Source organism: Parvibaculum indicum (genome assembly GCF_011762095.1).
GTDB lineage: Bacteria > Pseudomonadota > Alphaproteobacteria > Parvibaculales > Parvibaculaceae > Parvibaculum > Parvibaculum indicum.
The window spans coordinates 104222-130751 of the sequence record NZ_JAASQO010000001.1 but is presented as its reverse complement, the minus strand read 5'-3'; the positions used below and the strand labels follow the sequence as shown (position 1 = coordinate 130751).

General features: G+C 63.8%; 24 protein-coding genes and 1 tRNA gene. 17 read left to right on the top strand and 8 right to left on the bottom strand.

Features of this window, described 5'->3' with window-relative positions; translation table 11 throughout:
- Window positions 1–45: 45 nt before the first annotated feature.
- From FHS78_RS00605 to FHS78_RS00590, 4 genes are read left to right on the top strand one after another with little or no spacing between them, the layout of a single operon-like run.
- The gene (locus tag FHS78_RS00605) at window positions 46–1341 is read left to right on the top strand and encodes a GNAT family N-acetyltransferase (protein ID WP_167089256.1); all 1296 of its coding nucleotides are present in this window, start codon (window positions 46–48) and stop codon (window positions 1339–1341) included.
- Window positions 1342–1350: 9 nt separating this feature from the next.
- Window positions 1351–2775 (top strand): lipopolysaccharide biosynthesis protein, encoded by a 1425-nt coding sequence (locus FHS78_RS00600; RefSeq protein ID WP_167089253.1) that lies wholly within the window; start codon window positions 1351–1353, stop codon window positions 2773–2775.
- Between the two features lies 1 nt (window position 2776).
- The gene (locus FHS78_RS00595; protein ID WP_167089251.1) at window positions 2777–4066 is read left to right on the top strand and encodes a GNAT family N-acetyltransferase; all 1290 of its coding nucleotides are present in this window, start codon (window positions 2777–2779) and stop codon (window positions 4064–4066) included.
- A complete protein-coding gene (locus FHS78_RS00590; protein WP_167089249.1) occupies window positions 4050–4958 on the top strand; it encodes a cupin-like domain-containing protein in 909 nt (302 codons plus the stop codon). The genes FHS78_RS00595 and FHS78_RS00590 overlap by 17 nt, the downstream gene beginning before the upstream one ends.
- A 19-nt stretch (window positions 4959–4977) precedes the next feature.
- Here the strand turns inward: FHS78_RS00590 and FHS78_RS00585 are convergent, their stop codons facing one another.
- Entirely contained in the window at window positions 4978–7239 is a 2262-nt protein-coding gene (locus tag FHS78_RS00585; RefSeq protein WP_167089247.1) for a polysaccharide biosynthesis tyrosine autokinase, read from the bottom strand.
- Between the two features lie 210 nt (window positions 7240–7449).
- Between FHS78_RS00585 and FHS78_RS00580 the strand changes: the two genes are divergently transcribed.
- Genes FHS78_RS00580 through FHS78_RS00570 form a run of 3 tightly spaced genes read left to right on the top strand, consistent with a single transcriptional unit; the run spans window position 7450 to window position 10541 of the window.
- On the top strand, window positions 7450–8010 hold the full coding sequence (locus FHS78_RS00580) for a polysaccharide biosynthesis/export family protein (RefSeq protein ID WP_167089245.1): 561 nt from the start codon (window positions 7450–7452) through the stop codon (window positions 8008–8010).
- Window positions 8010–9209, top strand: a complete 1200-nt coding sequence (locus FHS78_RS00575; RefSeq protein ID WP_167089243.1) for a glycosyltransferase family 4 protein — start codon at window positions 8010–8012, stop codon at window positions 9207–9209. The genes FHS78_RS00580 and FHS78_RS00575 overlap by 1 nt, the downstream gene beginning before the upstream one ends.
- A 12-nt stretch (window positions 9210–9221) precedes the next feature.
- Window positions 9222–10541 carry an O-antigen ligase family protein gene (locus tag FHS78_RS00570; RefSeq protein WP_167089240.1) on the top strand — a complete coding sequence of 440 codons (1320 nt, stop codon included), beginning with the start codon at window positions 9222–9224 and terminating at the stop codon, window positions 10539–10541.
- Window positions 10542–10566: 25 nt separating this feature from the next.
- Here the strand turns inward: FHS78_RS00570 and FHS78_RS00565 are convergent.
- Window positions 10567–10640 (bottom strand) — tRNA-Cys (locus FHS78_RS00565).
- A 309-nt stretch (window positions 10641–10949) separates the two neighbouring features.
- On the opposite strand from FHS78_RS00565, the gene FHS78_RS00560 reads away from it, so the two are divergent.
- The 5 genes from FHS78_RS00560 (at window position 10950) to FHS78_RS00540 (ending at window position 17692) form a co-directional block, all read left to right on the top strand.
- Complete coding sequence (locus FHS78_RS00560; RefSeq protein WP_167089238.1) at window positions 10950–11621, top strand: protein-L-isoaspartate O-methyltransferase family protein; 672 nt, start codon at window positions 10950–10952, stop codon at window positions 11619–11621.
- A 177-nt stretch (window positions 11622–11798) separates the two neighbouring features.
- Window positions 11799–13238: a TolC family outer membrane protein gene (locus tag FHS78_RS00555; RefSeq protein ID WP_167089236.1), complete on the top strand. Its 1440-nt coding sequence runs from the start codon at window positions 11799–11801 to the stop codon at window positions 13236–13238.
- 119 nt (window positions 13239–13357) lie between these two features.
- Complete coding sequence (locus tag FHS78_RS19560) at window positions 13358–14182, top strand: PopZ family protein (RefSeq protein ID WP_167089234.1); 825 nt, start codon at window positions 13358–13360, stop codon at window positions 14180–14182.
- Between the two features lie 204 nt (window positions 14183–14386).
- Window positions 14387–17116, top strand: a complete 2730-nt coding sequence (locus tag FHS78_RS00545) for a valine--tRNA ligase (RefSeq protein WP_167089232.1) — start codon at window positions 14387–14389, stop codon at window positions 17114–17116.
- A gap of 114 nt (window positions 17117–17230) precedes the next feature.
- Window positions 17231–17692: a putative periplasmic lipoprotein gene (locus tag FHS78_RS00540; RefSeq protein ID WP_167089230.1), complete on the top strand. Its 462-nt coding sequence runs from the start codon at window positions 17231–17233 to the stop codon at window positions 17690–17692.
- Window positions 17693–17741: 49 nt separating this feature from the next.
- Here FHS78_RS00540 and FHS78_RS00535 read toward each other — a convergent pair whose 3' ends face one another.
- Window positions 17742–17981, bottom strand: a complete 240-nt coding sequence (locus FHS78_RS00535) for a hypothetical protein (RefSeq protein ID WP_167089228.1) — start codon at window positions 17979–17981, stop codon at window positions 17742–17744.
- Window positions 17982–18158: 177 nt separating this feature from the next.
- Between FHS78_RS00535 and FHS78_RS00530 the strand changes: the two genes are divergently transcribed.
- Window positions 18159–18920: a tetratricopeptide repeat protein gene (locus FHS78_RS00530; RefSeq protein WP_167089226.1), complete on the top strand. Its 762-nt coding sequence runs from the start codon at window positions 18159–18161 to the stop codon at window positions 18918–18920.
- Between the two features lie 163 nt (window positions 18921–19083).
- On the opposite strand, the gene FHS78_RS00525 is transcribed toward FHS78_RS00530, so the two are convergent.
- The 5 genes from FHS78_RS00525 to erpA all read right to left on the bottom strand — a co-directional run bounded on the left by FHS78_RS00525 (window position 19084) and on the right by erpA (window position 21473).
- Entirely contained in the window at window positions 19084–19467 is a 384-nt protein-coding gene (locus FHS78_RS00525) for an EthD domain-containing protein (protein ID WP_167089224.1), read from the bottom strand.
- A gap of 2 nt (window positions 19468–19469) precedes the next feature.
- Window positions 19470–19865: a GFA family protein gene (locus FHS78_RS00520; protein WP_167089222.1), complete on the bottom strand. Its 396-nt coding sequence runs from the start codon at window positions 19863–19865 to the stop codon at window positions 19470–19472.
- 15 nt (window positions 19866–19880) lie between these two features.
- Window positions 19881–20660: an exodeoxyribonuclease III gene (locus FHS78_RS00515; protein WP_167089220.1), complete on the bottom strand. Its 780-nt coding sequence runs from the start codon at window positions 20658–20660 to the stop codon at window positions 19881–19883.
- A gap of 72 nt (window positions 20661–20732) precedes the next feature.
- Window positions 20733–20987, bottom strand: a complete 255-nt coding sequence (locus FHS78_RS00510; protein WP_167089218.1) for a hypothetical protein — start codon at window positions 20985–20987, stop codon at window positions 20733–20735.
- A 123-nt stretch (window positions 20988–21110) separates the two neighbouring features.
- The gene (gene erpA, locus FHS78_RS00505; RefSeq protein ID WP_246220289.1) at window positions 21111–21473 is read right to left on the bottom strand and encodes an iron-sulfur cluster insertion protein ErpA; all 363 of its coding nucleotides are present in this window, start codon (window positions 21471–21473) and stop codon (window positions 21111–21113) included.
- A 170-nt stretch (window positions 21474–21643) separates the two neighbouring features.
- On the opposite strand from erpA, the gene FHS78_RS00500 reads away from it, so the two are divergent.
- The 4 genes from FHS78_RS00500 to nagZ all read left to right on the top strand — a co-directional run bounded on the left by FHS78_RS00500 (window position 21644) and on the right by nagZ (window position 26529).
- Window positions 21644–22831: a deoxyguanosinetriphosphate triphosphohydrolase gene (locus FHS78_RS00500; protein WP_343041917.1), complete on the top strand. Its 1188-nt coding sequence runs from the start codon at window positions 21644–21646 to the stop codon at window positions 22829–22831.
- Window positions 22832–22919: 88 nt separating this feature from the next.
- Window positions 22920–24674, top strand: coding sequence for an arginine--tRNA ligase (argS, locus tag FHS78_RS00495; protein ID WP_167089213.1), 1755 nt, complete (start codon window positions 22920–22922; stop codon window positions 24672–24674).
- Complete coding sequence (locus tag FHS78_RS00490; protein ID WP_167089211.1) at window positions 24674–25510, top strand: SPOR domain-containing protein; 837 nt, start codon at window positions 24674–24676, stop codon at window positions 25508–25510. Before argS ends, FHS78_RS00490 begins: the two co-directional genes overlap by 1 nt.
- Complete coding sequence (gene nagZ, locus FHS78_RS00485; RefSeq protein ID WP_167089210.1) at window positions 25507–26529, top strand: beta-N-acetylhexosaminidase; 1023 nt, start codon at window positions 25507–25509, stop codon at window positions 26527–26529. Before FHS78_RS00490 ends, nagZ begins: the two co-directional genes overlap by 4 nt.
- Window position 26530 lies beyond the last annotated feature (1 nt).

Genomic DNA, 26530 nt, shown 5'->3' with positions numbered 1-26530 from the left:
AAGAAAACGAACGTTTCAAAACGACGCATCTCAACGAGGCCTCCGATGACCCAGATTAAGTCGCAGTTCGAGGAGTTTCCGTCAGCCCGGCCCATCGGCCGGGAGGAATTGCACGAAAAAGCGGGCCTTGCCGCCGAAGGCGAGGTCATTCAGGGGCCGTGGGCCGCCGTGAAGCCGCGGGTTCTGCTTTCGGTCCATGAAGATCTCGCCGAGGTTCGGGAAGTCTGGCAGCAGCTCGAAGAAGAGGGCGATTGCAGCGTTTTCCAGACTTATGCCTGGCTTTCCAACTGGACGCGCCATATCGGCGCGCTGCGCGGGGTTCGTCCGCAGATCGTCGTCGGTTGGGATGCATCGGGCGAGGCGCTCTTTCTTTTCCCCATGGCGATCGAGGGCAATCTGTTGGCCCGGAAGCTCGTCTGGCTGGGCGGCGAACTGGCCGAATATCCCGGGCCCATCCTTGCGAAGAATTTTGCCCGTCAGGTGCGGCCGGGCCAGTTTCCGGCTCTCTGGGAAGACGTGCGCGCGCTTTTGCCGAAGCATCACCTCGTCGCGCTCAACCGGATGACCCGGCGGACCGGCGAACAGGCCAATCCCTTCATGGAACTTGGCGGCCTGAGCGAGCATAACTGCGCTTCTCACTCCACGACCCTGATGGCCGATTGGGACAGCTATTACGACGCCAAACGGTCCAAGAGCAGCAAAAAGCGCGACCGGCAGAAGCGCCGCCGGATGGGTGAACTTGGCGAGATCGCCTTTGCGATGCATGACGAGGACGGCGCGAAAGTCGAGACCATCGAAGCGCTGATGGCGCAGAAAGCCCGCAGCTTCGCGCGGATGGGCGTCGCCAATATCTTCGACCGTCCCGGCTATCGCGACTTTTACAAGGCGCTGGCAACGGATGCCGACAGCGATATCGCCTGTGTCTCCTCCCTGACGGTGGGCGACGACATCGTGGCGGCCAATCTCTGCGTGAGTTTCGGAGGCCGCTTCTACGACCTTCTCGCCAGCTATGACGAGGCGTCCGAGGCGGCCCGCTTCGGTCCCGGCGTCGTCCAGCAGATGGAACTCATGAAGCACGCCATCGATACCGATCACACGGTTTTCGATTTCACCATGGGCGACGAGGCCTACAAGGCCACCTGGTGCGAAAATACGCAGTATCTCTACAACCACTTCGACGCGCAGGGCGTACGGGGGACGATTGCTGCGTTTCCCGCCCGGGGGCTCATCTGGCTGAAACGGTTCGTCAAGAAGACGCCGCTATTCTGCAATGCCTATCTCAAGTTGCGCTCCTGCCGGTCGATGCTGACTTTCGGGCGAGCCGCGGCTGTATCGGCCTGAGGAATGGCAATGACCCAAGCGGCGGAACCCACGGCTGTCGCACAGAATGACGACAAGCCTGAGCAGGGCGGCGTTTCCGCTCTGCTGACGGGGCTTCTCGCCAAAATGCGCGAGGGCGACATTTCGGGCGTCCTTCGCGGGGCCGCTTTCGTCATGGGTATCCGCGTTCTGGGCGCGGTGATCGGGCTGGCCAGCCAGATCCTGCTCGCGCGCTGGATGGGCGCGTTCCAGTACGGCATTTTTTCCTATGTCTGGGTCTGGGTGATCGTTCTGGGCATCATCGTGCCCATGGGGTTCGGGACTTCGGTGCTGCGTTTCGTGCCGGATTACCGGGCGCGGGAAAAATGGCGCCGTCTCGCAGGCATGCTGCGCGCCTCCTGGTATGTGGTGATGGCGCTGTCGCTCGGGGCGGTGCTTCTCGGCAGCGGTCTTCTCTATGCGCTTCGCGGCGTGATCGACGGCTATTTTCTGCTGCCGCTCCTTGTAGGGCTTCTCTGCGTACCCGGCTTTGCGCTGATGGACTGGCAGGAAGGCGCCGCGCGCGCCTTTGGCTGGGTCAATCTCGCCTATCTGCCGACCTATGTGTTCCGGCCGCTCGGCATCGTGCTCGCCGCAGGCGGCATCCTTCTGGCCGGGTTCGAGCCGACGGGCCTCAATGTCATCGCCGGTGCGCTCGGCGCGACCATGCTGGCGCTCATCCTGCAGCGCGTCCTGCTGATGCGCCGCGTGCGGGACAACGTGCCGTCGGCGCGGCCGGTCTATCATCTCAAACATTGGTGGATGGCGTCCGTGCCGCTGGTGCTGGTCGAGGGGTTCTATCTCGTCCTCTCCAATACCGACATCGTTCTGCTGGGCCGCTATGTCGATCCGGACAAGGTGGGGATCTATTTCGCCGCGACGCGCATCGCCAATCTGATGAGCTTCATCTATTTCGCTTTCGCCGCGCCGGCGGCGCCGAAATTCGCCGAGCTTCATGCCTCCGGCAAACATGCGGAGTTGCAGAAGCTGATGCGGGGCGTGGTGCATTCGGTGTTCTGGCCGACGCTCGTCGCCGCTCTCGGCCTGCTTGTGTTCGGCGAGTTTGCGCTCGGCTTCTTCGGGCCGGAATTCCGCGACGGCGCGCCGGTGCTCTGGATCCTGATGATCGGCTTTCTGGCGCATGCCGCCTTCGGTCCGACCGAGCATGTGCTGAACATGACCGGCCATCAGAAGGCGACCGCCTGGGCCTATGGCGCCGCGGCGCTGTGCAATATCGCGCTCAACATCCTTCTCATTCCCCGCTTCGGTCTCGAGGGGGCGGCTGTCGCCACCTCGGCCTCGGTGACGCTCACCTCCATAGGGCTCTGCGTCATCGTGAAACGCCGGCTGGGGATTTCGTCATTCGTGGGAGCGGGAAGCCTTGCCCGTTTCGTCGGCCTGAAGCGGGGGGTCTGACATGACCGGCATTCGTACCAATATCGGCAGGATCAAGACGCGGGACGGGAGGACGGACGAGCCCGTGCTGACGGTCGAGCGGCTGCTTCATGCGGCGCGCTATCTGCACGATGCGCCGCCCGAGGCGGATGTCGTCGTGCTGGAAAGCGCCGATGCGCTGTCGCCCTATGCCGCCGAAATCGATGCGCTTGGCGAGCGGGCGACGGATACGAATACGCAGTTCGAAAGCGCGACGCTGGCGTCGTCGATGCGTCATCTTGCGGGCGGGAAGGACGTCGAGATCGCGCTTGTCTGGAGCGATGCGGACGGGGCGGGCCAGCGTGTGCTTCTCGGCGCGTTTCCCTATCGCTCCCTGCGCGGGCGTTTCGGCGTTCCGCTTCCCGTCTGGCAGGTCTGGACGCATCTTCACAGCTACATCGCGACCCCCTTGCTGCGGGCGGGCCGGGAGAAACAGGCGCTGGCGCGTTTCCTTGCCTTTGCCGGTCAGTGCGGCGCCGTCGCGGTCGAATTTCCGCTCTGCCAGGGCGACGGGGCGTTCTCGGCGGCTCTCGATGAGGTGGTCGCGGAACGCAGCCTGCCTTTGCGCGAAACCGACCGGCACGAGCGGGCCTTTCTGCAATCCGACTTCAAGGGCGCGGACTATTTCACGAAGACCATGCGCAAGAAGAAGCGCAAGGAATACGGACGGCTCTGGAACCGGCTGTCGGAAGAAGGCGATGTGCAGCTTGTCGCGCATGATGCCGCGTCGGATTTCGACGGCTGGCTGGATCGCTTTCTCACGCTCGAGGCGAAGGGCTGGAAAGGACAGCGCGGCACGGCGCTCAAGGTCGTGCCGGGCGAACGGGCCTTCTTTACGGAGATCTGCAAGGGCGCCCGGGCCCAGGACAAGCTGCATTGTCTCGAACTGACGGTGGACGGCGCGCCGATCGCCATGCTGGCGAGCTTTCGCGCGGGGCGCGGCCTCTACACCTTCAAGATCGCCTTTGACGAGGATTACGCCCGGTTCTCTCCCGGCGCGCAGCTCATGATGCGGGGCGGCGCCATGTTGCTCGACGATCCGCGTTTCGACTGGGTCGATTCCTGCGCCATTCCCGATCATCCGATGATCGATCACATCTGGGCGGAGCGTCGCGTCATGCGTTCCGTCATCGTCGGGACGGACCACAGGCTCAGCCAGGCCGCGGTCCCTTTCCTTTCAACCATGACGACATGCGCAACCATGCTCCGGGAACGGGCCAAGCGCATCTATCACATGATCCGCAAGGAGGTGGAACATGGCACGGCTAATTGAAATCGTTGAAAAGGATGCCGTCGGCGAAACGATGCCGACGAAGAGCTTTCGCCTTAAGCACGATCTGGCGTCTCATCCGCTCTTTCAGCTCGACCGTCTGGCAAAACTTGCCGGAGACCTTCCCGCCGATCAGGTGGAGTGGAACGGCCAGGTGGCGCCCAATCAGGATCCGAAGCTGACGCCGGCCAACGGCATGAGCGCGGAGGAAACGGTGCGCCGCATCGAGGAAGCGAAATCCTGGATGGTGCTGAAGGATGTCGGGACCGATCCGGAATACAAGGCGCTTCTCGATGCCTGTCTCGACGAGATCGCCGAGCAGACCGGCGGCGCGATGGGCGGTGCCATGCGGCGCGCGGCCTTCATCTTCGTCACCTCGCCGGGCAATGTGACGCCGATGCATACCGATCCCGAACTCAATTTCCTGCTTCAGGTGCGCGGCAGCAAGCGCATGTCGGTCTGGGACCAGAAGGACCGCGAAACCGTGCCCGCCGAGCACATGGAAATGTATCCCGGGAAACACCGCAACATTCCCTATCGGGACGAATACGAAGCCCGCGCGCTGCACCAGCATCTGGAGCCGGGCGACAGCATTTTCGTGCCGCTCATGGCGCCTCACTGGGTGCAGAACGGCGAAGAGGTTTCCGTTTCCTTCTCCATCACCTGGATGACGAAAGAGGCGGAGAATTTCGTCAGCCTGCAATATGTGAATGCCGTCCTGCGCAAGCTGGGCCTGCCGCAGGCCGAGCCCGGCGAGCACAAGCTCTGGGACGGTGTGAAGGTCGCCGCCTATCGCGTCCTGAGGCCCGCCTATGATGCGGTCAAGAAGCTCGTCGGCGATCGCGACAAGGCCGTGGCGCTCGTCTTCGGGCGGAAGAACGCGGAGCCGGTCTGATCCGGCGGCGGCGAGATCGTTATTCAGCGGCCTGTCGGATCGGGCGTTCGCCGGTGTTTCCGGCGGAAGCGCGGCGGCCGGCGGGGCGAGGGGCCGATTGAGGCGTTACGGGACGGGCCGGATATGATTCCAGGCCCGTTTCGCTGTAACGGCGATAGCGGCGCATGTCGACGCGCGTGAGCAGGACGCCGACCCGGCGGCTGCTCGCGGCCGAGAGCATCTTCAGAACGCGCGCAACGACCCGGCGGCTGGTGGACGCCCAGCGAACCGAGAGGACGGTCACATCCGTCATCTTGGACAGGACCTGCGCATCGGCGGCGGCCAGCGCGGCGGGCGAGTCCACGATGACGATGTCGTATGTCTGCCGCAATGCGTTCAGCACCCAGAGCATCTGCGAGGAGGCGATGGCGGCGGTCGGGTTCGCGACCGGGCTGCCGGCCTGAATGACATGGGCCGGGCTCATGATGTCCTGGCGGATCACATGCTCGAAGCGGACGCGCCCCATCAGCAGATCGGACAGGCCGTGCTGGGCGGCAAGGCCCATCGCGTCGTGAATGCCGGGCGCGCGCAGATCGGCGTCCACCACGATGGTGCGATACCCGCCCATGGAAAAGACGCGGGCAAGGCTCGCCGCGGTGCTGGTCTTGCCTTCGCCGGCATGGGCGGAGGTCACGAGAACGGTGCGGGCGCGGCTTTCGCCGACGCGGGCGAGCAGCACATTGCCCTGTAGTGCGCGGATGGCCTCGCTATAGAGGTCGAAGGGCTCGCGCATGACGTGGGCGGCGGGCGGCGACTTCTTCCCCGATCCGGGCAGTTCCGGCACGAGCCCGAGGAAGGGCATGCCGGTGATGCGCTCGGCCTCTTCGCCGGAGCGGAAGCCCGCGGAGAAAACCTCCATCAGGAAGGCCACCATGATGGCCAGAATGAGCGAGGCCACGACCGAGAAGGTGATCGAGGACGCCGTGTTGGGATAGGAGGGCGCCGCTGGCGTTTGCGCCATCGAGACGATACGCGCATTGGCGGTGCGCGCATCCGCTTCGGCGCGGGCATTGGCCTGCTGATAGCGTTGCAGGAAGTCTTCGAGCAATTTGCGGTTGCTGGCCGCGTCGCGTTCGAGGGAGCGCAGCGTCACCTCGTCCTGATTGAGCTGGCCCATGCGCTGCTTGAGGCGGGCCAGGCTGGAGCGCAGGGAGGCGACGCGCGCATCGGCCACGCGAGCCTCGTTGCGCAACGCTTCGACGATCTTGCGGACTTCGACGCGGATCTGGGATTCCAGGTCGGCCAGATTGGCCTGCATCTGGCGCATGCGCGGGTGCGTCGGCAGAAGCGTCTCGGAAAGCTGCGCGATCTCCGCCTTGAGCCGCACTTCCTGCTGGCGCAATTGCTGGATCAGCGGCGACTGGAGAACGTCGATGGCGGATTCGACCTGTCCGCCGGAGGCGAGCAGCGACTGGGCGTTCTGCAGCTTGGCGCGGGCGGCGGCCTGATCGGACTCCGCGACGGTGAGCTGCGAATTGAGGTCGGTGAGCTGCTGGCGCGGCAAGGTGGAGCCATTGGTGATGAAGAGCCCCGATTTCGTCCGGAACGCCTCGACCTTGGCTTCGCTCTCCTGCACCTTGGCGCGCAATTGCTCGATCTGGCCAGCCAGCCATTTCGTGGCTTCGCGGTTCAGGTTTTCGCGGTCGGCGATCTGCTGCCCGACATAGATTTCGGCGAGCTTGTTCGGCACCTGCGCGGCCAGCTTCGCATCGCCGGACGAAAAGCCGATCGCCAGCACGCGCGACCTTTCCTTGCGGTAGACGCTGAGGTTCGCCAGCACATTGTCCACCACCTGGTCGAGATCCGTGGCGTCGTTCCTGTTTTCGCCGAGGAAGGAGAACATGCCGGGGCTACGCAGCGCCGGATTGTAGGCGGGCACCCGGTCGAGACGCAGGTCCCGGATCAGTTTCTCGATGAGCGGACGGGACGTGATGAGCTGGATTTCGCTCTGCATGGTCTCGTCGTCGGGAAGCCGGGGCTGGCTCTTGTCGTCGAAATTGGAAATCTCGCCGGTGCGCGGGGCAAGCAGCAGCCTCGTCTCGGCGGTATAGATGGGCGTCGTGGTGGCCAGCCACACCAGGCAGAGCGCCATCGCCGCGGCGAAGACGAGCGCGATCACTTCCTTGCGGGCCCAAAGGCCGCGCAGCACGTCCCAGGGCGACAGGTCCGCCTGGCCCTCGCTCGGGGCGGAACGGCGCCGGTCGCCGAAGGTTACGACCTGACTGGGTTGGGAATTGCTCACTCTCGGCCTCGGTGGCGTTATTCGTATCCACGGCTAGTAAACGCGGTTTGGGTAACGGAAGCCTTAACGCGGGGCCTCCCGGGGACCGGGCATCTTGCGAAAAATCGGCGCGTTTGGCGGGGCTTGGCGGGTCGGGCAGGGCGCGGCTAGCGAAGAATTAACCCTTCGGCGGATAGCATGAGGTGGTTAACGCCGAGCCTGGGTCAGCACATGAATTTTCGATTTCTAGCCGCCATCCTTGCCGTCGCGCTTCTCGCCGGATGTACCTCCCGGGGGATCGTCGCCGAGCGGTCGGTCATGGCCGACAACGAAGCGCCTTACACGCTGGGATCCGGCGACAAGCTGCGCGTCACCGTTTTCGGCCAGCCCGATCTCAGCGGCGAATTCGCCGTGGACGGCTCCGGCATGGTGTCGATGCCGCTCCTGCCGCCGGTCAGGGCGAGCGGGCTTTCCACCGAACAGCTTCAGCGCGAGATCGAGGCGGAACTGGGCAAGACGCTGCTGCGCGACCCGAGCGTCAGCGTTCAGGTGGCGGAGTTCCGGCCGTTTTTCATTCTGGGCGAAATCGCCAAGGCCGGGCAGTACCCTTATGTGAACGGCATGACCGTCGAGACCGCGGTCGCGATCGCCGGCGGCTACACCTATCGCGCCGACCAGGATGTCGCGCGCATTACCCGCCAGCGGGGCGACAAGGTGGTCGAGATGAATGTCGAGCCCACCGCCGTCGTCAAGCCCGGCGACACCATTCTCGTCATGGAGCGCTATTTCTGATGGCCGGGCTGTCGCATGGCTCGGACCGGTCTCCGCTCAGGGTCCTGCATATCCTTCGCCATCCCATGGGCGGGCTCTTTCGTCATGTCTGCGACCTGATCGAAGGCCAGCAGGATGCGGGCGTGATGACCGGCGTCGTCTGCGCGGAACCGCCTCCCGGCAACGCGGTATCCCGCGCCATGCTGCAAAAGCTGGAATGCCATTGCGGGCTCGGCCTGCATATCGTGCCGATGGGCCGCCTGCCGGGTATCGGCGATTTCCGCGCGCTGGAGCGGATCGGCGAGATCGCGCGGCGGTTGCGGCCGGACTTTCTGCACGGACACGGCGCGAAGGGCGGGGCCTATGCCCGGCTTCTGTCGCGCAGCCACGGCGCCCTTCGGCTCTACACGCCGCATGGCGGCGCGCTTCATTATTCCGGCCTGTCGCCCACGGGGGCCCTCTTTCTCGCCATGGAGCGGTTTCTCATGAGCCGGACCGATGGTTTCCTCTTCGAGTCCGGGTTCAGCCAACGTGCCTATGAGGAAAAAATCGGCCGTCCGGCGGCGGCGTCGGTCGTCATTCCGAACGGTGTGCGGCCGGATGAATTCGCGCCGGTCGAAACGGACAAGGGCGCGGCGGATTTCGTTTTCATCGGCGAATTGCGGCAGCTGAAAGGCGTCTCCGTGCTCATCGACGCGCTGTCGGGCATGAAGGAGCGGGCAACGCTCGCCATTGTGGGGGGTGGGCCGGACGAGGCCGCCTTTCGTGCACAGGCGGAACGGCTTTCGCTGATGGACCGCGTTTCCTTTCTCGGCCCGATGGCCGCGCGGGACGCGTTTCGGCGGGGACGGATCGTCGTGATGCCGTCTCTTGCGGAATCGCTGCCCTATGTCGCATTGGAGGCCATCGCGGCGGGCAGGCCCTTCATCGCGACGCATGTCGGCGCGATGGCGGAGGTGTTCGGTCCCGACGCGGCGGCGCTTCTGCCGCCGGGCGACGTCGCGGCGTTGGCGCGGGCGCTGGATGAGGCGCAAGGCGATGCCCGACCGTTGAACGAGCAGGCATCCCGTCTGCAAGCGCGGGTTCGGTCGGACTTTTCCACGGAGCGCATGGTCGGCGATGTGCTGGGCTTTTATGAAAGGCTCATCGCCTCCCATGCGCAGTCATGCGTGAGAGCGGCGGGACGGCGCGCCGCGCCCGAAGCGTCGCTTCGCAACTGAACCGGAAATGTGATGCAGGGCTGGCAGGTCGACATCGATGACAGCATGGCGAAGGGCGGTGTCCATCGCTGGAGCGCCGGTGTGCTGCTGGCCGACGTCATTGTCGGGCTCGCGCTTCTGACGAGTTTCTATGTCGTCGGGGCCAGCGGCGACGAGCAGCCCGCGCCCTACGACATGCTGATGGTCGCCGTGACCCTGCTGGTCGTCGTCCTCGGTCTTCGCCTGCCGCGCGGCCTTGCCTGGCCGGCGCTGATCTGGGGGCTGGTCATGGCGGGGATGGGCATTGGCGGGCTGAGCGCGATCTATGTCGACAAGGCCAATACGGCGACGCTGGTGATGGGATATCTCATCGTCACCTTCATTTTCTTCACCTCATACGTCTATGAGGATCCGCGCCGGCGGATGCTTTTGATCTTCTGGTGCTATACCGCCGCGGCCTGCGCCGCCGCGCTCGCGGGCATTGCGGGCTATTTCGGGCTGACGCCGGGCATGTTCGTGGAATGGGGCCGCGCCAAGGGCACCTTCAACGATCCGAATGTGTATGGCCCGTTCCTCGTCGGGCCCACCCTGTTTCTGGCTTACCGTCTGTCCGTGGCCACGCGATTGCGGGATCTCTGGATGGCCGTTCCGACGGCGGTGCTGGTTCTCGGCCTGTTTCTGAGCTTCTCGCGCGGGGCCTGGGGCTCCTTCGTGCTGTCCTGCGTGATCTTCTTCATCCTGACCGCGAAAACCGCCCGGTCGCGCACGCAGATCGCCCGCCTGCTGGGGTTTGCGGGGTTTCTGACCGTGATGGCGACCGTCGTGGTCGGCGTGGCCCTGTCGATTCCGGACGTGGCGGCGCTCTTTACCGAGCGTTTCTCGCTGGTCCAGGACTATGACGTGACCTCGCAGGGCGGCCGCTTCGAGGGGCAGGCCCGCGCATTCGAGATGGCGCTGCGCCATCCATTGGGAATCGGTCCCTCCCAATGGGCGATGATCAACAATCTCGATACGCATAACGTCTATATTCACCTGCTGGTCGCAGGCGGTTTTCTGTCCGGGCTCAGTTTCGTCGGCTTCGTCCTGCTGACGCTGTGGCGCGGCTGGTCGGCGGCCAAGCAGGCCGGGCCTGCGCAGGGCCTGCTGCTCGTGGCCTATGCGGCATTGGCCGCGCATTTTGCCGAAGGCTTCATCATCGACATCCAGAACTGGCGTCACTTCTATCTTCTGATGGGGATTGTCTGGGGGGGTATTCTGGCCACGGATGCGGCCCGGGCGGTTCAGCGCCGGCAGCCGAAACGGTTCGCGCGGGAGATCGAGGTGATCCCGCCGCCGCAGGCCGGTTTCAGGTAACGGGAAGTCCGACAAGAAGGTGATATGGAGGCCACGCCCGGAATCGAACCGGGGTATACGGATTTGCAGTCCGCTGCGTCACCACTCCGCCACGTGGCCTCACAAGAGCGGGATGCGAAAAGCGGAAACCGGTTTCGCAAGAATCCCGCGCAGATATCAAAGTCCCGAGAGCGCGGTTCGCGTCCGGCAAATCGCCATGCGCCCCGGGAGTGCGCGGATATAGCAAGTCCGCGCCGTCGGCACAATCTCCAATAATGCTGCGGCATTAAGGAAGCGTTCCCGAGGCAAAATTGCCGGCTCTGCCGCCGGGGCCCGAATTGAGTTTGTCCCTTTCAGCGACTATAAACGCGCCAGTACCCCATGATTTGCCTGCGTACCCTTTTCGGGGACATTCATCAGGATTTACCCATGACAGATTTCCAAGCCGCCCGCCTGAACATGGTCGAGAGCCAGGTGCGCTGCAATGCCGTGACCGACACCCGCGTCATTCAGGCCGTTTCCGACATCCCGCGCGAACGCTTCGTGCCGCAGTCCTGCCAGGGCTATGCCTATATGGATGAGGATCTGAAGATCGCGGATGGTGGGCGCGAGGGGGTATCGCGCTATCTGATGGAGCCGCGGGTTTTCGGCAAGCTCGTGCAGCTCGCGGAGGTGGACAGCAGCGATCTCGTTCTCGATATCGGCAGCGGCACCGGCTATTCCGCGGCCGTGCTGGCCCGGCTGGGCAGCGCGGTGGTCTCTCTCGAATGCGACGAGGATCTGGCGAAACGCGCCTCGGCGACGCTCAACGATCTGGGCATCGACAATGCGGCAGTGGTGACCGGACCGCTGGAGAAGGGCTATGCCGATCAGGCGCCCTATGACGTGATTTTCTTCAACGGGTCCGTCGAGACCGTGCCCGAGGCGATCCTGGAGCAGTTGAAGGAGAATGGCCGGCTTGTGGCCGTGGTGGGAGACGAGACCGCCGGCAGCGCCATGGTCTTCGTCCGCGTCGAGGACGATGTCAGCGGCCGCAAGGCTTTCGATGCGCTCGTCCAGCCCCTGCCGGGCTTTCGGCGGGAAAAGAGCTTCGTGTTCTGATCCGGCGGAATACCAGACAGATTTCATGTTTTTCAGGCGATATTCCAAGGAATTTGCCAAAAAATATGCAATGACGACACATGAATCCCGAAGTCGAACCTATATAGTGTCGGCAGCTTGATAGATGAATCGCGGATGCGTTGAGGGGCGAGCCGCGGTCTTTCGGAGAAGAAACTGATGAAAAGATTTGAGAACAAAGCCCCCGGCACCGCGGGATCGTTGCGCGTTTTGGCGCGGGCGCTTCTGGTTACGACTGCCGTCGCTACCGCTATGGGCACGGGCGCGCAGGCCGATACGCTTACGGATGCGCTTGTACAGGCCTATGGAACCAATCCGACGCTCGGGGCCCAGCGGGCCAATCTGCGGGCGACCGATGAAGGCGTCCCGCAGGCGCTTTCGGGCTGGCGTCCCTCGCTGACGGCGCAGGGCTCCTACGGGCTTACCAACAACCGGACCGAGACCAATGGCGGCGTCACGCAGGACAATACGCTCTACCCGCTGACCGGCACCGTCACGCTCCACCCGCTGACCGGCACCGTCACGCTCAACCAGAATATCTATGCCGGCGGGCAGACCGTGAACAGCACGGAGCAGGCCAAGGCCACCGTCCAGGCGGGCCGGGCGACCCTGTCCAGCGTCGAGCAATCGGTGCTTCTGGCCGCCGTGCAGGCCTATATGAACGTCATCCGCGACAATGGCGTGGTGGAGCTCAATCGCAACAACGTGCAGGTTCTGAAGCGCGAACTGGATGCGACGCGGGACCGCTTCGATGTCGGCGAACTGACCCGTACCGACGTGTCGCAGGCGGAGGCGCGTCTCAGCCTCGCCCGGACGAACCTCATCAATGCCGAAGCGCAATTGACCGCCAGCCGCGCCGCCTATGAGCGCGTGGTCGGTCAGGCGCCGGGCACTCTCGAAGAGCCGGACCGTCCCTCCGACCTGCCGCAGAGCGAAAAGGCCGCTCAGGATGTGGCGCGCGCGCAGCATCCCGACATCGTGGCGGCGCGCAAGGCCGAGGAGGCTTCCCGGTCGGCGATCCGCGTGGCGAAGGGCGCATTGCTGCCGAGCCTCGATGTGCAGGCGCAGTACCAGTATGCGCGCGATCCGGGCAATTGGATCCACGATACCGAGGAAAGCGCGGTGCTGGGCGTGCTCACCATCCCGCTTTACCAGACGGGCAGCGAGTATTCGGCCGTCCGCCAGGCCAAGCAGGTCAACAGCCAGCGCCGGATGGAGATTGCCGTGGCGATGCGCGCGGTCGACGAGGCCGTCCGCAATGCCTGGGAGCAGCTTCGGGCCTCGCAGTCGGCCGTGCTCTCCACGACGGAGCAGGTGAAGGCCAACAAGATCGCGCTCGATGGCGTCCGCCAGGAAGCGCAGGTCGGCTCCCGGACCACGCTCGACGTATTGAACGCCGAGCAGGAATTGCTGAACTCGCGCGTGACCCTCGTCAGCGCCGAGCGCGACCGCTCGGTTGCCGAATACGGACTTCTGGCGGCCATGGGTCAACTCACCGCCAGGAAGCTCGCTCTGCCGGTCAAATACTACGATCCGCAGAAGAATTATGATGAAGTCCGGAGCAAATGGATCGGTTTCGGAACCGGCGATGAGGAATAAGCCGCGAAATATTGGGTAAAGTTTGCTCTTTCGTGGCAATTCCGTTCAACTTCTCATAAGGTTTGAGAGGTAAGAATGGCATCCAGGCATATGGATGTCGGGAGTAACGGGACGCGATTATGAGCAATTCTGGGCAGGCCCAAGAACCGACCATGGAGGAAATTCTCGCCTCCATTCGGCGGATTATCTCCGAAGACAGCGGCGAAGAAGGCGAGGCGGGCCCCGAGGTCGCGCCCGAAGCCCCGCCTCCGGCCAGCGAGCCGGAGGAGAGCTTCGAGCTTGAGGAAGAGGGCGAGGTCCTTGAGTTGACCGACGCGCTTCCCGAAGAGCCCGCGGCGAGCGCGCCGGAACCTTCTTTCGTCGAGGAGCCGGCGCCGGCTCCCGAGCCTGAGCCCGTGCCCTATTCGGCGCCGGCGGCGGAAATCGAGGAAGAAGCCGCGCCGGTCGAGACCCCGGCCGAGACCAATGTGGTCGAGACGGCCTTCTCTCAGCCCGCGCCGACGCCCGATGCGGCCGGGGAAGCCGAATTCGAGCCTGAAATCGAGCCCGAAATCGAGGAAGAGGCGGTCATTGCCGACCCCGAACCCGCCGGTTTCGATGAGGACGACGCCGCCGAAGAGGAGGCGTTCGACGCCGATGACGACATCGTTTTCGAAGAGCTTTCAGAGGAGCCTGTGATGAGCGCCGAGAGTGCCGAACCGCTTCTGTCCGAGGCGGCCAACAGCAATCTGATGTCCCGCGTGACCGAGGATGCCGCCTCGGCGGCGTTCGGCGCGCTGTCGAGTTCGCTCGTCACCAGCACGGGCGATGCCCGGACACTGGAAGAGCTGGTCGGCGAGCTTCTGAAGCCCATGCTGAAGGACTGGCTCGACGCCAATCTGCCTTCCATGGTCGAGGAAATGGTACGCGAGGAGATCGAGCGGGTATCGCGCAAGCGCCGCTGATTCTTCGTTTCCATACCCCAAGGCTTTCAGGGCCGGTCCGGAAACGGACCGGCCCTTTTCGTTTGCCGCCCGCCCATCCGGCCCGTCTTGCGCGGCCAGCTTGATAGGGGGCGGTGGCTGTGGTGTAAAACAGCCGGATTCTCCGTATCTGGTCCGATTTCCGCCGTCGCCGGAAGTCCGGGCCGCCCAAGGATAGATTTTCAGATGCTCGACAAGACTTTTGCCCCGCAGGAAGTGGAAAAACGGCTCTATGCGCTCTGGGAAGAGGGCGGAGCCTTCAAGGCGGGGCCGTCGGACCGGGTAGAGGGCGGCGCCAAGCCCTACAGCATCGTGATCCCGCCGCCCAACGTCACGGGCACGCTGCATATGGGCCATGCGCTCAATAACACGCTGCAGGACATTCTGATCCGCTTCGAGCGGATGCGCGGCAAGGATGTGCTCTGGCAGCCGGGCCTCGACCATGCGGGCATCGCCACCCAGATGATCGTCGAACGCCAGCTCGACGCGGAAGGCAACATGCATCGCCGCGACATGGGCCGCGACGCCTTCATCGAGCGCGTCTGGAAGTGGAAGGGCGAGAGCGGCGGCGCCATCGTCAACCAGCTCCGCCGCCTCGGCGCCTCCTGCGACTGGAGCCGCGAGCGCTTCACGCTGGATGACGGGCTTTCCAAAGCCGTCCTGAAAGTGTTCGTGGAGCTTTACCGCGAAGGCCTCATCTATCGCGACAAGCGGCTGGTGAACTGGCATCCCGAACTTCAGACCGCGATCTCCGACCTCGAAGTCGAGAATATCGAGGTGAAGGGCCATTTCTGGCATTTCCGCTATCCGCTGGCCGACGGCGTCACCTATGAGTGGCCGGTCTATGACGAGGACGGCAATCAAACGGGCACGGAAACGCGCGACTATATCGTCGTCGCCACCACGCGCCCCGAAACCATGCTGGGCGACACCGCCGTTGCGGTGAACCCGGAAGACGAGCGCTATGCGCCGCTCAAGGGCGCGAAGGTGAAGCTGCCGCTGACGGATCGTCTCATTCCCATCGTCTTCGACGAGCATGCCGATCCCGAGCAGGGCTCCGGCGCGGTGAAGATCACGCCCGCGCATGATTTCAACGACTTCGAAGTCGGCAAGCGGCACGATCTCGAACAGATCAACATCTTCGACGAGACCGCGCATCTGAACGATCTCGTCCCGGAAGCCTATCGCGGGCTGGAGCGCTTCGATGCGCGCAAGAAGATCGTCGAGGATCTCGATGCGCTCGGCCTGCTCGAGAAGATCGAGGACAAGCCCGTCATGGTGCCGCATGACGAGAAGTCCAAGATGGTCGTCATCGAGCCCTTCCTGACCGACCAGTGGTATGTGGACGCGGCCACGCTCGCCAAGCCCGCCATCGAGGCGGTGGAGCGGGGCGAGACGAGCTTCGTGCCGAAGAACTGGGAAAAGACCTATTTCGAATGGATGCGCAACATCCAGCCCTGGTGCATTTCGCGCCAGCTCTGGTGGGGCCATCGCATTCCGGCCTGGTATGCGGAAGACGGCGAAATCTTCGTCGCCTATTCGGAAGAGGAAGCGAAAGCCGAGGCCGAGAAGCATTACGGCAAGCCGGTCGAACTCCGCCGTGACGAGGATGTGCTCGACACCTGGTTCTCCTCCGCGCTCTGGCCGTTCTCCACGCTCGGCTGGCCGGACGAGACGCCGGAACTCAAGCGCTATTACATGACCGACGTGCTGGTCACGGGTTTCGACATCATCTTCTTCTGGGTCGCCCGGATGATGATGATGGGCATGCATTTTATGAAGGAAGTGCCCTTCCACACGGTCTATATCCACGCCCTTGTCCGCGACGAGAAGGGCCAGAAAATGTCGAAGACCAAGGGGAACGTGATCGACCCCCTGAAGCTCATCGATGAATACGGGGCGGACGCGCTGCGCTTCACGCTGTCCGCCATGGCCGCGCCGGGGCGCGACATCAAGCTCGCCACCAGCCGCGTCGAGGGCTATCGCAATTTCGGCACCAAGCTCTGGAACGCTTCGCGCTTCTGCGAGATGAACGAATGCGTGCGCGTCGAGGGGTTCGATCCCGCAGGCGTTCAGCACACGGTCAATAAATGGATCGTGGGAGAGGTCGCGCGTACCGCTGCGAAGATCACCGAGGAGATCGAGGCCTATCGCTTCAACGATGCGGCGGGCGCGGCCTATCGTTTCGTCTGGAACGTCTTCTGCGACTGGTATCTGGAATTCATCAAGCCGCTGCTGATGGGCGAGGACGAGGCCGCCAAGGCGGAGGCGCGCGCCACCGCCGCCTGGACGCTCGACCAGATCCTGAAGCTGCTTCACCCCTTCATGCCCTTCATCACCGAAGAGCTGTGGCAGCGCACGGGCGAGCAGGGGCCGAAGCGCGACGGCATGCTGGCCCTTGCGGACTGGCCTTTGCTGACCGGCGTAGGGTCGCCCGAAGCGGATGACGAAATGGAATGGGTCATCCGGCTCATCTCCGATGTCCGCTCGGTGCGTGCGGAAATGAACGTGCCCGCCGGCGCAAAGATCGAGCTGGCGATCAAGGATGCGTCCGGCGAAACGCTGGCCCGCCTCGACCGGCACAAGAGCCTCATCATGCGTCTGGCGCGGCTTGAAAAGGCGGAGCCGACCGACAGCGTCCCGCAGGGCGCGGTGCAGATGGTGCTCAACGAAGCCACGATCTTCCTGCCGCTGGCCGATGTGATCGACCTCGATGCCGAGATGGAACGCCTCAAAAAAGCGATTGCCAAGCTCGAAGGCGAGGTGAAGAAGATCGACGCCAAGCTCGGCAATGAAAAGTTCCTCGCCGGTGCGCCCGAGCATGTGGTGGAGGAGCAGCGCGAGCGGAAGGTCGATGCGGAAAGCACGATCAGCCGTCTGAGCGACGCCGTGAAGCGGCTGGAAAGCGCGGCGTGAATTCTCGGTGACGACAGGCGATTTTTCCGGAATCCGGATAAATCGCCTGTTTCACTTTAGGAGAATTTCGTCGATCATTGTTCCGGGTGTCATGCCTTTACAACCGGGGGAACAATGAAAAAGCTGATTATTGTCGCGGGCGCCGCCCTGGCGCTTGGCGGCTGCTCGACGATTGTCGATGGACAGTCCCAGACCATCGGGGTCAATACCAGTCCGACGGGCGCGCGATGCGAGTTGATGCGCGAGGGGGCCCGGATCGGCGTGGTGGATCCGACGCCGGGGACCGTGACCATCGACAAGACCAAATACGACATCATCGTCAATTGCTCGAAAGAGGGGTATCAGGACGCCTCCTTCGTCAACAAATCCGATGTGAATGCCGCGACTTTCGGCAACATCCTCATCGGCGGCGGCGTCGGCTGGGCGATCGACTCGGCCACGGGATCGGACAACAAATATCAGGGTACGGTCAGCATGACGCTGGCGGAAGAGGGCGATGAGCCGGCCGTGGTGTCGGAGCCGGAGCCCAATATCGCGCAATCGGCGGGCGAGAAAACCAGTGCGCTGATGAATTGACCGCAAACCGCGTCATCGAAAAGGCGGCCCCGGCGGGCCGCCTTTTTTGTTATCTGAACAAGCCGATCCAGATGAAGATCGTCGTCGCTACGCCTGCGATGAGCGCGAGGAGTTGCATGCCCGTCAGGAACAGGATGAACCAGTAGACGAAGGAGCCGACAAAGAGGCCGACCGCCATCCATATCGCGACGATGCCGAGGAACAGCCAGACCGGCAGCAGGGCGACGAGGATGATCCCGATAATGACCAGCAGAATGGGATTGCTGATGATGACCGTCGTTTCGTGCATCGCTGTCTCCTCTTCCGGTGAGCCTCCATAATCTTGCTAAGCGTGAAATGTGGCGGAAAGGCGCTGATCCGCCATCCAACGGATTTTTAAGGGAAATTTCCTTTATCGGGGGCTGCGGGCGGCCTAGTATCCGGGGCTGTTGTGCCTGTCCGGATGCCGAGACCCGAGGAGAATTCCATGTCCCGTTTTCAACGCCTTGCCGTTCTTGCCGCCGCTCTCGGCCTGACCATGACCGTGGGGGGAGAGGTGCGGGCCGCCCCGCCGGCGGAGGCGAGCGCGGCCTTTCAGCAGGGCATGACGGCCTACAAGGCCGGCGACATGACGGGCGCGGTGAAGGAATGGACCGGCGCTGCGGATGCGGGGCATGTCGGCGCGGCCTGGCTGCTGGGCAATCTCTATGACGCGGGCAAGGTCGTTCCGCAGTCGGACGGTCTGGCGTTCAAATATTACAAGATCGCCGCGGAAGGCGGCCAGCCGGAAGCGGCGACGCGGCTGGGGCTCATCTACCGCGAAGGCAATCCGGATATCGACCTGGAGAAGAACTACGCCGAGGCCGTTCGCTGGTTCGAGGTGGGGGCGCTGGCGCCGCGCGCGGACGCGCAGTTCTATCTGGGCCAGATGCATCGCAATGGCTGGGGCGTCCCGGTGGAGAAGTCCGAAGGCCTGCGCTGGTATCTGCTGTCGGCCAAGAAGCGCTTCGCGCCGGCCTTTCTGGCGCTTGCGCGCATTCATTTCGACGGCGACGGCGTGGATGTGAACCGGGAGGACGCCTGGGGCTTCCTGATGCTGGCGCAGCGCTATGGCGACGATGAGATCAAGCAGAAGGCCGAGGAGGCATACGAGAAATACGATCCTCGCATGAATGCCGGCGAAAAGAGAAAAGGCGCCCGTTTCGCGGAAGCCTGGGTGGAGTCGTCCACGGACGGTCCCGGCAACTAGGCCTCGGGAGGCCCGGGATTCCTTATTCGCCATTGCGGGGAGCGGAAGCGACCAAGCAATCCATCCTTCGAGACGGGCCCCCAAAGCGAGTTGGGGGCGCTCCTCAGGATGAGGTCCTCATGCTGAGGAGCGGCGAAGCCGCGTCTCGAAGCATGTTGGCAATCTACCCGAAAATAACCTTCTCCTCGCCGAACCAGAGCGGCGAGTTTGCCAGATCGACGAACTTGCGTTCGTCTTCCAGCAGGGCGCGCCCCGCCTCGATGGCGTCGGGTTCGGTCCCGATGGCAGCGAGGTCTTCCGCATTGGCCCACCAAAGCTGGGCGACGCCGTCATAGATTTCCGGCGCGCTTTCGATACTCCCTGCGCGCGCCGCGCGGAGCGCTTCGGCCATGGCCGCGTCGCCGGAGTGAAGCTGGACATAGCGCTGGATGCGCAGCGCCTTGCGGTGCGAGGCGACGAGGGGCCCATGCTTGTTCAGCCAGTAGTCCTGGAATTCTTCGAGGGAAAGCGACGGCAGGCGGCGCAGGCAAAAGGTCAGCTTGATCATGCTCATTCCATCCCCGGCAGGTCCGGGTCGAAGCCTTTCATGTATGCGGGGCGGGATTCGGTGAATATCTGGCGCGTCGGCGGGAAGGCCTCCTGATCGTCCAGAGAGGCCAGCGTCACGTCGATTTCCTCGCCGCGCGCCTCATGCCAGAAGCTGATCTGGGTGCCGCAATTGCCGCAGAAGCCGCGCGAAGCCGGGGGCGAGGAGCGATAGTCCTTGAGCGTCCCCCTGGTCACGCGAAAGGCTTCGATCTTTACCGTCACCCACGGGATAACCGCCGCGCCGGCGGCTTTCTGGCACATGCGGCAATGGCAGAAGGTGGAGTGAAGCGGCGTCTCCGTGAGTTCGTAGCGGATCGCGCCGCAGAGGCAGCCTCCTTCGATGGGCAGACCGGCCATGTCCTCTCTCCCTTGCTAGAAGTCGAAGCTCGCCCAGACCGGCGCATGGTCGGAGGGCTTCTCCCGGCCGCGCACGGCGCGATCGATGTCGCTGCCGCTCAGGCGGTCGGCGGCCTGCGGCGACAGCAGCAGATGGTCGATGCGAATGCCGTTGTCCTTCTGCCAGGCGCCGCGCTGATAGTCCCAGAAGGAATAGCGATGCGCTTCATTGTGGCAGGCCCGGAAGGCGTCGGTCAGGCCGAGATTAAGCAGTTCGTGAAACTTCGCCCGCGTCTCCGGCAGGAAGAGCGCATCCTCCGCCCAGGCGGCCGGATCGTACACATCGTCGTCGGTGGGAATGACATTGTAGTCGCCTGCCAGAACCAGCGGTTCCTCATAGGCGAGCAACCCGCGCGCATGTTTGATGAGGCGGTCCATCCATTTCAGCTTGTAGGCGTATTTTTCCTCGCCGCCATTGCCGTTCGGCAGATAGATGCTGGCGACGCGCACCACGCCGCCGTCGATGGAGACGACCGCTTCGAGATAGCGGGCCTGTTCGTCGGATTTGTCGCCCGGCAGACCGGCTGTCACGTCTTCCAGCGGATGGCGGGAGAGGATGGCGACGCCGTTATAGGTCTTCTGGCCATGCACGGCGACGTTGTAGCCGAGCGACTCGATATCGCTTTTCGGAAAGGCGTCGTCGACGCATTTGATTTCCTGCAGGCAGGCAATGTCGGGTTGAGCCTCGTCCAGCCAATCCTTGAGATTGCCGAGCCGGGCCTTGATGGAATTGACGTTGAAGGTCGCGATTTTCATGGATGCCGTCTTCTGAATCGGGAGACGGCAGTCTGACTTATTGAACATCCGCTGCAAAGAGAGCAAGCGAAGTCACTGTGGTGTTAATCGTACCAAGTCGTCGCTAACCATGACCTTTATTGACTGCGTTTTCACGTCGAGAATCCGACAGCCTTGGTCGTGCGCTTGAGCTTCTGTTGAAGTCAGGAAAATCTTTGCCGGTTCTTCGCATCCGACACGTCCGCAAATAGCGGCAGTATTAGGATACCCTAATGGCAGCGAGTAGGCCTCGTATGGCTCTTTGGTGCTGCGTTCAATTGGGTGATTGTCGCATCGGGCGATGGCCATATCTACCTCCCACCTTCATTGCCTGCTTCGCACTCCTGAACGGTCAAAGACGTTATTACGAATTGTCTGTCTGGATAATCAGCCGGAAATGAGGAAGGGAGCGGGGCGTCCTGATCGCGATTGTCAGATCGAAAAGGAGGTGCCGCAGCCGCAGCTTGCCTGCGCGTTCGGGTTCTCGATCTTGAAGGCGGAGCCGATCAGGTCCTCGGCATAGTCCAGCTCGGAGCCTGCGAGATACATCTGCGAGACCGAGTCGATGAGCACGGCCACGCCGTCCCTTTCGATCACGAGGTCGTCGTCCTGCGCGGTGTCGTCCAGCGTGAAGGCATACTGAAAGCCCGAGCAGCCGCCGCCCTGGACCGCCACGCGCAGCATCGTGCCTTCACCTTCTCCTTCAAGAATCGCGGCAATCTGCTTGAAAGCGCGGTCGGAAACGGTGATGGGCTGGCCGGTGCCGGGCAGGGTGTCGATGTCCATATCGCTCATGGCGTTCTTTCCGATGGGGCTCCTTCTTCGCAAAGGAGGCCTTTCGTTCTGGAATGATACTAAATATAGCTCATAAAAGATGTAAGAGGCCATGCCTCCGATTTCAAACGGGCAGACAGGAGAGCGGCGTGCCAGACAGCGATCCGAACCCGAACGGGAAGGGCCGTTCGATCGTCTCCAATCCGGGGACGACGGCGCCCTTTGCCACGCTGGCGGTGGAAACCAGGGGCCGGCTCTATCCCGAGCCCGAAAGCGCCACGCGCACGCCGTTCCAGCGCGACCGCGACCGGATCATCCATTCCGGGGCCTTCCGGCGGCTCAAATACAAGACGCAGGTCTTCGTCTATCACGAGGGCGACAATTACCGGACGCGGCTGTCGCACTCGCTGGAGGTCTCGCAGATCGCGCGCTCCATCGCCCGCCTGCTGGGGCTGGACGAAGACCTCGCCGAGACGCTGGCGCTGGCGCACGATCTCGGCCACACACCCTTCGGCCATGCGGGCGAGGAGGCGCTGGACGGCTGCATGACAGGTTTTGGCGGCTTCGACCACAATGCCCAGACGCTCCGGATCGTCACCAAGCTCGAACACCGCTACGCCGATTTCGACGGGCTCAACCTCACCTGGGAGACGCTTGAGGGGCTGGTGAAGCATAACGGCCCGGTCGTCACGCCCGGCCGGGGCGTCGACGAGCTGCCGCGCGCCATCGTCGAATATGCCGAGCAGCAGGATCTCGAACTCCACAGCTATGCGGGGCTCGAAGCGCAGGTCGCCGCGCTCTCCGACGATATCGCCTACAACAATCACGACATCGACGACGGGCTGCGGGCGCGCCTCTTCACCATCGACGATCTGATGGCGCTGCCGCTGGTGGGCGACGTCTTCCGGGAGGTTCTCGACGCCTATCCGGGGCTGGAAGAGACGCGGATCATCCATGAGGCCGTGCGGCGGATGATCGGCGTCATGATCGCCGATGTGATGCAGGAAACGCAGGCGCGGCTCGACCGGGTGAAGCCGCGAAGCGCGGCGGATGTCCGCGGGCATGACAGGCCCATCGTCGCCTTCTCGCCGGAGATGAACGAGCATAATGCGGCGCTCAAGGCGTTTCTGTTCGAGCGCATGTATCGCCATTACCGGGTCAACCGGAGCATGAGCAAGGCCAAGCGCATCGTGCGCGACCTTTTCGGCCTGCTGCATGCCGAGCCCAACCAGTTGCCGCCCGAATGGCAGGTGGGCTGCGACGGCGATGGCGGGGTGAAGACGGCGCGTCGGGTCTGCGACTTCATCGCGGGCATGACGGACCGTTTCGCCATCGAGGAGCATAAGCGGCTTTTCGACCTGCACGACCCCAGAGGCTAGCGAGGGGCCGGCCTTACTTGCGGGCTGGCAACGGGCCCGTCTCCCCGCTATGGTGCGCGCCACTCAAGCGGCATAAGTGACGATTTCCATGAATCTTTTTCGGCATTTCGAGGAACGGGTCGAGGCGGCGGTTCGCCACCTGATCGACGAGGGTGTGTTGCCCGCGGACATAGACACCGGCCGGGTGACGGTGGAGCCGCCGCGCGACGCCTCGCATGGCGACGTCTCCACCAATGCGGCCATGGTGCTCGCCAAGCCCGCCGGGCTGAAGCCGCGCGATCTCGCGGAGCATATCCAGGCGCATCTGGCGACCGACGAGGCCGTTACCGAGGTGGCGCTGGCCGGTCCCGGTTTCATCAATCTGCGTCTCAGCGACGCCTTCTGGCTTGCGCGGATGCCCGAGATCCTGCGCGCCGGGGCCTCCTATGGGGCGAGCGGGCTCGGCGACGGCGAGAAGGTGAATGTCGAATATGTCTCCGCGAACCCCACCGGCCCGATGCATGTGGGCCATGTGCGCGGCGCGGTCTTCGGCGATGCGCTGGCGAACCTTCTCGAAATGGTCGGCTACGAAGTCTGCCGCGAATATTACATCAACGATGCCGGCGGCCAGATCGAGGTGCTGACGCGCTCCGCCTTCCTGCGTTATCGCGAAGCGCTCGGCGAAGACATCGGCGAAATTCCGGAAGGGCTTTATCCCGGCGATTATCTGAAGCCGGTCGGCACCGCGCTCGTGGCCACGCATGACAAGAGCCTGCTGGAAATGGACGAGGAGGACTGGTTCCCCATCGTCCGCCGTGCCGCGGTCGAAGCGATGATGGAGCTCATCCGGGGCGATCTCGCCGAGCTCGGCATCGTGCATGAGGTCTTCTATTCGGAGAAGTCGCTTCACGATTCCGGTGCGGTCGAGGACACGCTGAAATATCTGGACGAGAAGGGCCTCATCTATGTCGGCGTGCTGGAGCCGCCCAAGGGCGAGGTGCCGGACGACTGGGAAGCCCGCCCGCAGACGCTGTTCAAATCCACCGAGTTCGGCGACGACGTCGACCGCGCGCTGAAAAAGGCGGATGGAAGCTGGACCTATTTCGCGCCGGACATTGCCTATCACCTGGACAAGTACCGCCGCGGCTATCGCTCCATGATCGATGTCTGGGGCGCGGATCATTCCGGCTATATCAAGCGCATGAAGGCCGCCATCGCGGGCGTGACCGGCGGCGACGCCGAGTTCGACGTGAAGGTCTGCCAGATGGTGCGGCTGCTCCGGAATGGCGAGCAGGTGCGCATGTCCAAGCGCTCGGGCGATTTCATCACGCTGCGCGAAGTGGTGGACGAGGTCGGCAAGGGCGTCGTGCGCTTCATGATGCTGACGCGCAAGAACGATGCGCCGCTCGACTTCGATTTTGCCAAAGTGATGGAACAGTCGCGCGACAATCCGGTCTTCTATGTGCAATACGCCCATGCGCGTATCCATTCGGTGCTGCGCAATGCCGCCGATCCGGAGATGGGCTTCGACGTCTCCGACGCCACGCTTTCCAATGCGGATCTCGCCGCGCTGACGGATGAGGCGGAGCTGGGCCTTATCAAGCTTATGGCGAGTTTTCCGCGCGCGGTGGAGCAGGCCGCGCTGGCGCATGAGCCCCATCGCATCGCGTTCTATCTCTACGATCTCGCCTCCGCCTTCCACGGGCTGTGGAACAAGGGCAAGGACGAGCCGCGCCTGCGGTTTATCGTGAGCGACGACAAGGATGTTACCATGGCCCGGCTCGCCTTGATTCGAGCGACAGGCTATGTGATCGCGGCCGGGCTGGGGATATTGGGGGTCGAACCCGCCGAGGAGATGCGCTGATGCCTTCAGGCAGAGACTGGGACGATGAACCCGAATACGACATCGACCCGGACTATGACGACGACTACGACGATTACGACTACGAAGACGAGGATACGTCCAGCCGCCGCCGCGCGTTGATGGTGCTGAGCGTGCTCGTGCTTCTGATCGTGTTCGGCGGCGTGGTGTTCGTGGCCTATCAGCAGGGGATGAAGCAGGGCAATCAGGCCCAGCCGCCCGTGCTCCAGGCCGAGAACATGCCGGGCAAGGTCGCGCCCAAGGAACCCGGCGGGGTCAAGATTCCGCATCAGGAAAACACGATCTACGACCGTATCGACGGCTCCTCGAAGGATAATGAGGAACTGAAGGTCGAGCAGCTTCTGCCGCCGGCGGAAGAACCCGTCGACATTCCCGAAGCCGCGCCGGAAGCCTCCGCTGCGACGCCGCCGGCGAATGCGCCCGAGGGGGAAGAGACAGCAGCCGGGACCGAGCCGGAAGCTGCGCCAAAAGCTGCGCCCGAGCCCGCGCCGGCCGAGGACAAGACCGTCGAGCAGGTGAAGGCCGCGCTCGCTCAATCGTCGCCTCCCGCGCCCTCTGCGCAGGCCGCGTCGGGCGGCTATGTCGTGCAGCTTGCCGCGTTCCGGGACGCAGATGCCGCCCGGGCGGCGTTTCGCGGGTTGCAGGGCAAGCACGCCTCGCTGCTGGGCGGGCTTTCCGCCGACATTCAGCGGGCGGATCTGGGCGACAAGGGCATCTATTACCGGCTCCGGGCCGGATACATGGACAAGACAGACGCAGCCGAGCTTTGCGCGAAGCTGAAAGCGCAGGGCCAGGGCTGCCTTGTGAGGCCGCGATGACGCAACAGGCCGCGATTTACGGCTGCCGGGGTTTAACGCTTAGCGAGGACGAAAAGAGCTTCTACCGGGATGCCCGGCCATGGGGCTTCATCGTGTTCGCCCGCAATATCGAGACGCCGGACCAGCTTCGAGCGCTGACCGCCTCCTTCCGCGAGACGGTCGGCTACGATGCGCCGGTGCTGATCGATCAGGAGGGCGGGCGCGTCGCCCGTCTGAAGCCGCCGCACTGGCGGCGCTATCCCCCGGCGCGCGCCTATGGTGCGCTTTACGAGCGGGACGCGGAAGCGGGGCTCACCGCCGCCCGGCTCGGTTCGCAGCTCATCGCCTCGGAACTTGCCGATGTCGGGATCGATGTCGATTGCCTGCCGGTGCTCGACGTGCCGGTCGCGGGCGCCCACGACATTATCGGCGACCGGGCCTATTCGACCGCGCCGGAGACCGTGAAAGCCGTGGCGCAGGCCGCCGCCGAAGGGCTGCTGGCGGGCGGCGTGCTGCCGGTCATCAAGCATATTCCGGGGCATGGCCGCGCGGGCGTGGACAGCCACGAGAAACTTCCGGTGGTGGATGCCTCGCGCGAAACGCTCGACGAGACGGATTTCGTGCCGTTCCGGACCCTGTCGGACATGCCGCTCGCCATGACGGCGCATGTCGTCTACAGCGCGATCGATCCGGATAATCCCGCCACGACCTCGGCCAAGGTCATTCGGGAGGTCATCCGGGAGGATATGCGGTTTTTCGGTCTTCTGATGAGCGACGATCTGTCGATGCAGGCGCTCAAGGGGTCGCTCGGCGAGCGGACGCGCGCCGCGCTCGGGGCCGGTTGCGACATGGCGCTTCACTGCAATGGCGATATGGCCGAAATGCAGGCGGTGGCCGCCGAGGTGCCCGCACTGGCCGGCGAGGCCGGGGCGCGGGCCGAAACGGCCATTCGCAACTGGAAAAAGCCGCCCATGGGGTTCGACGCGGAAACCGGCTATGCCCGGCTGCAGGAGCTTCTCGGCATCTCGCTCACGGCCTGAG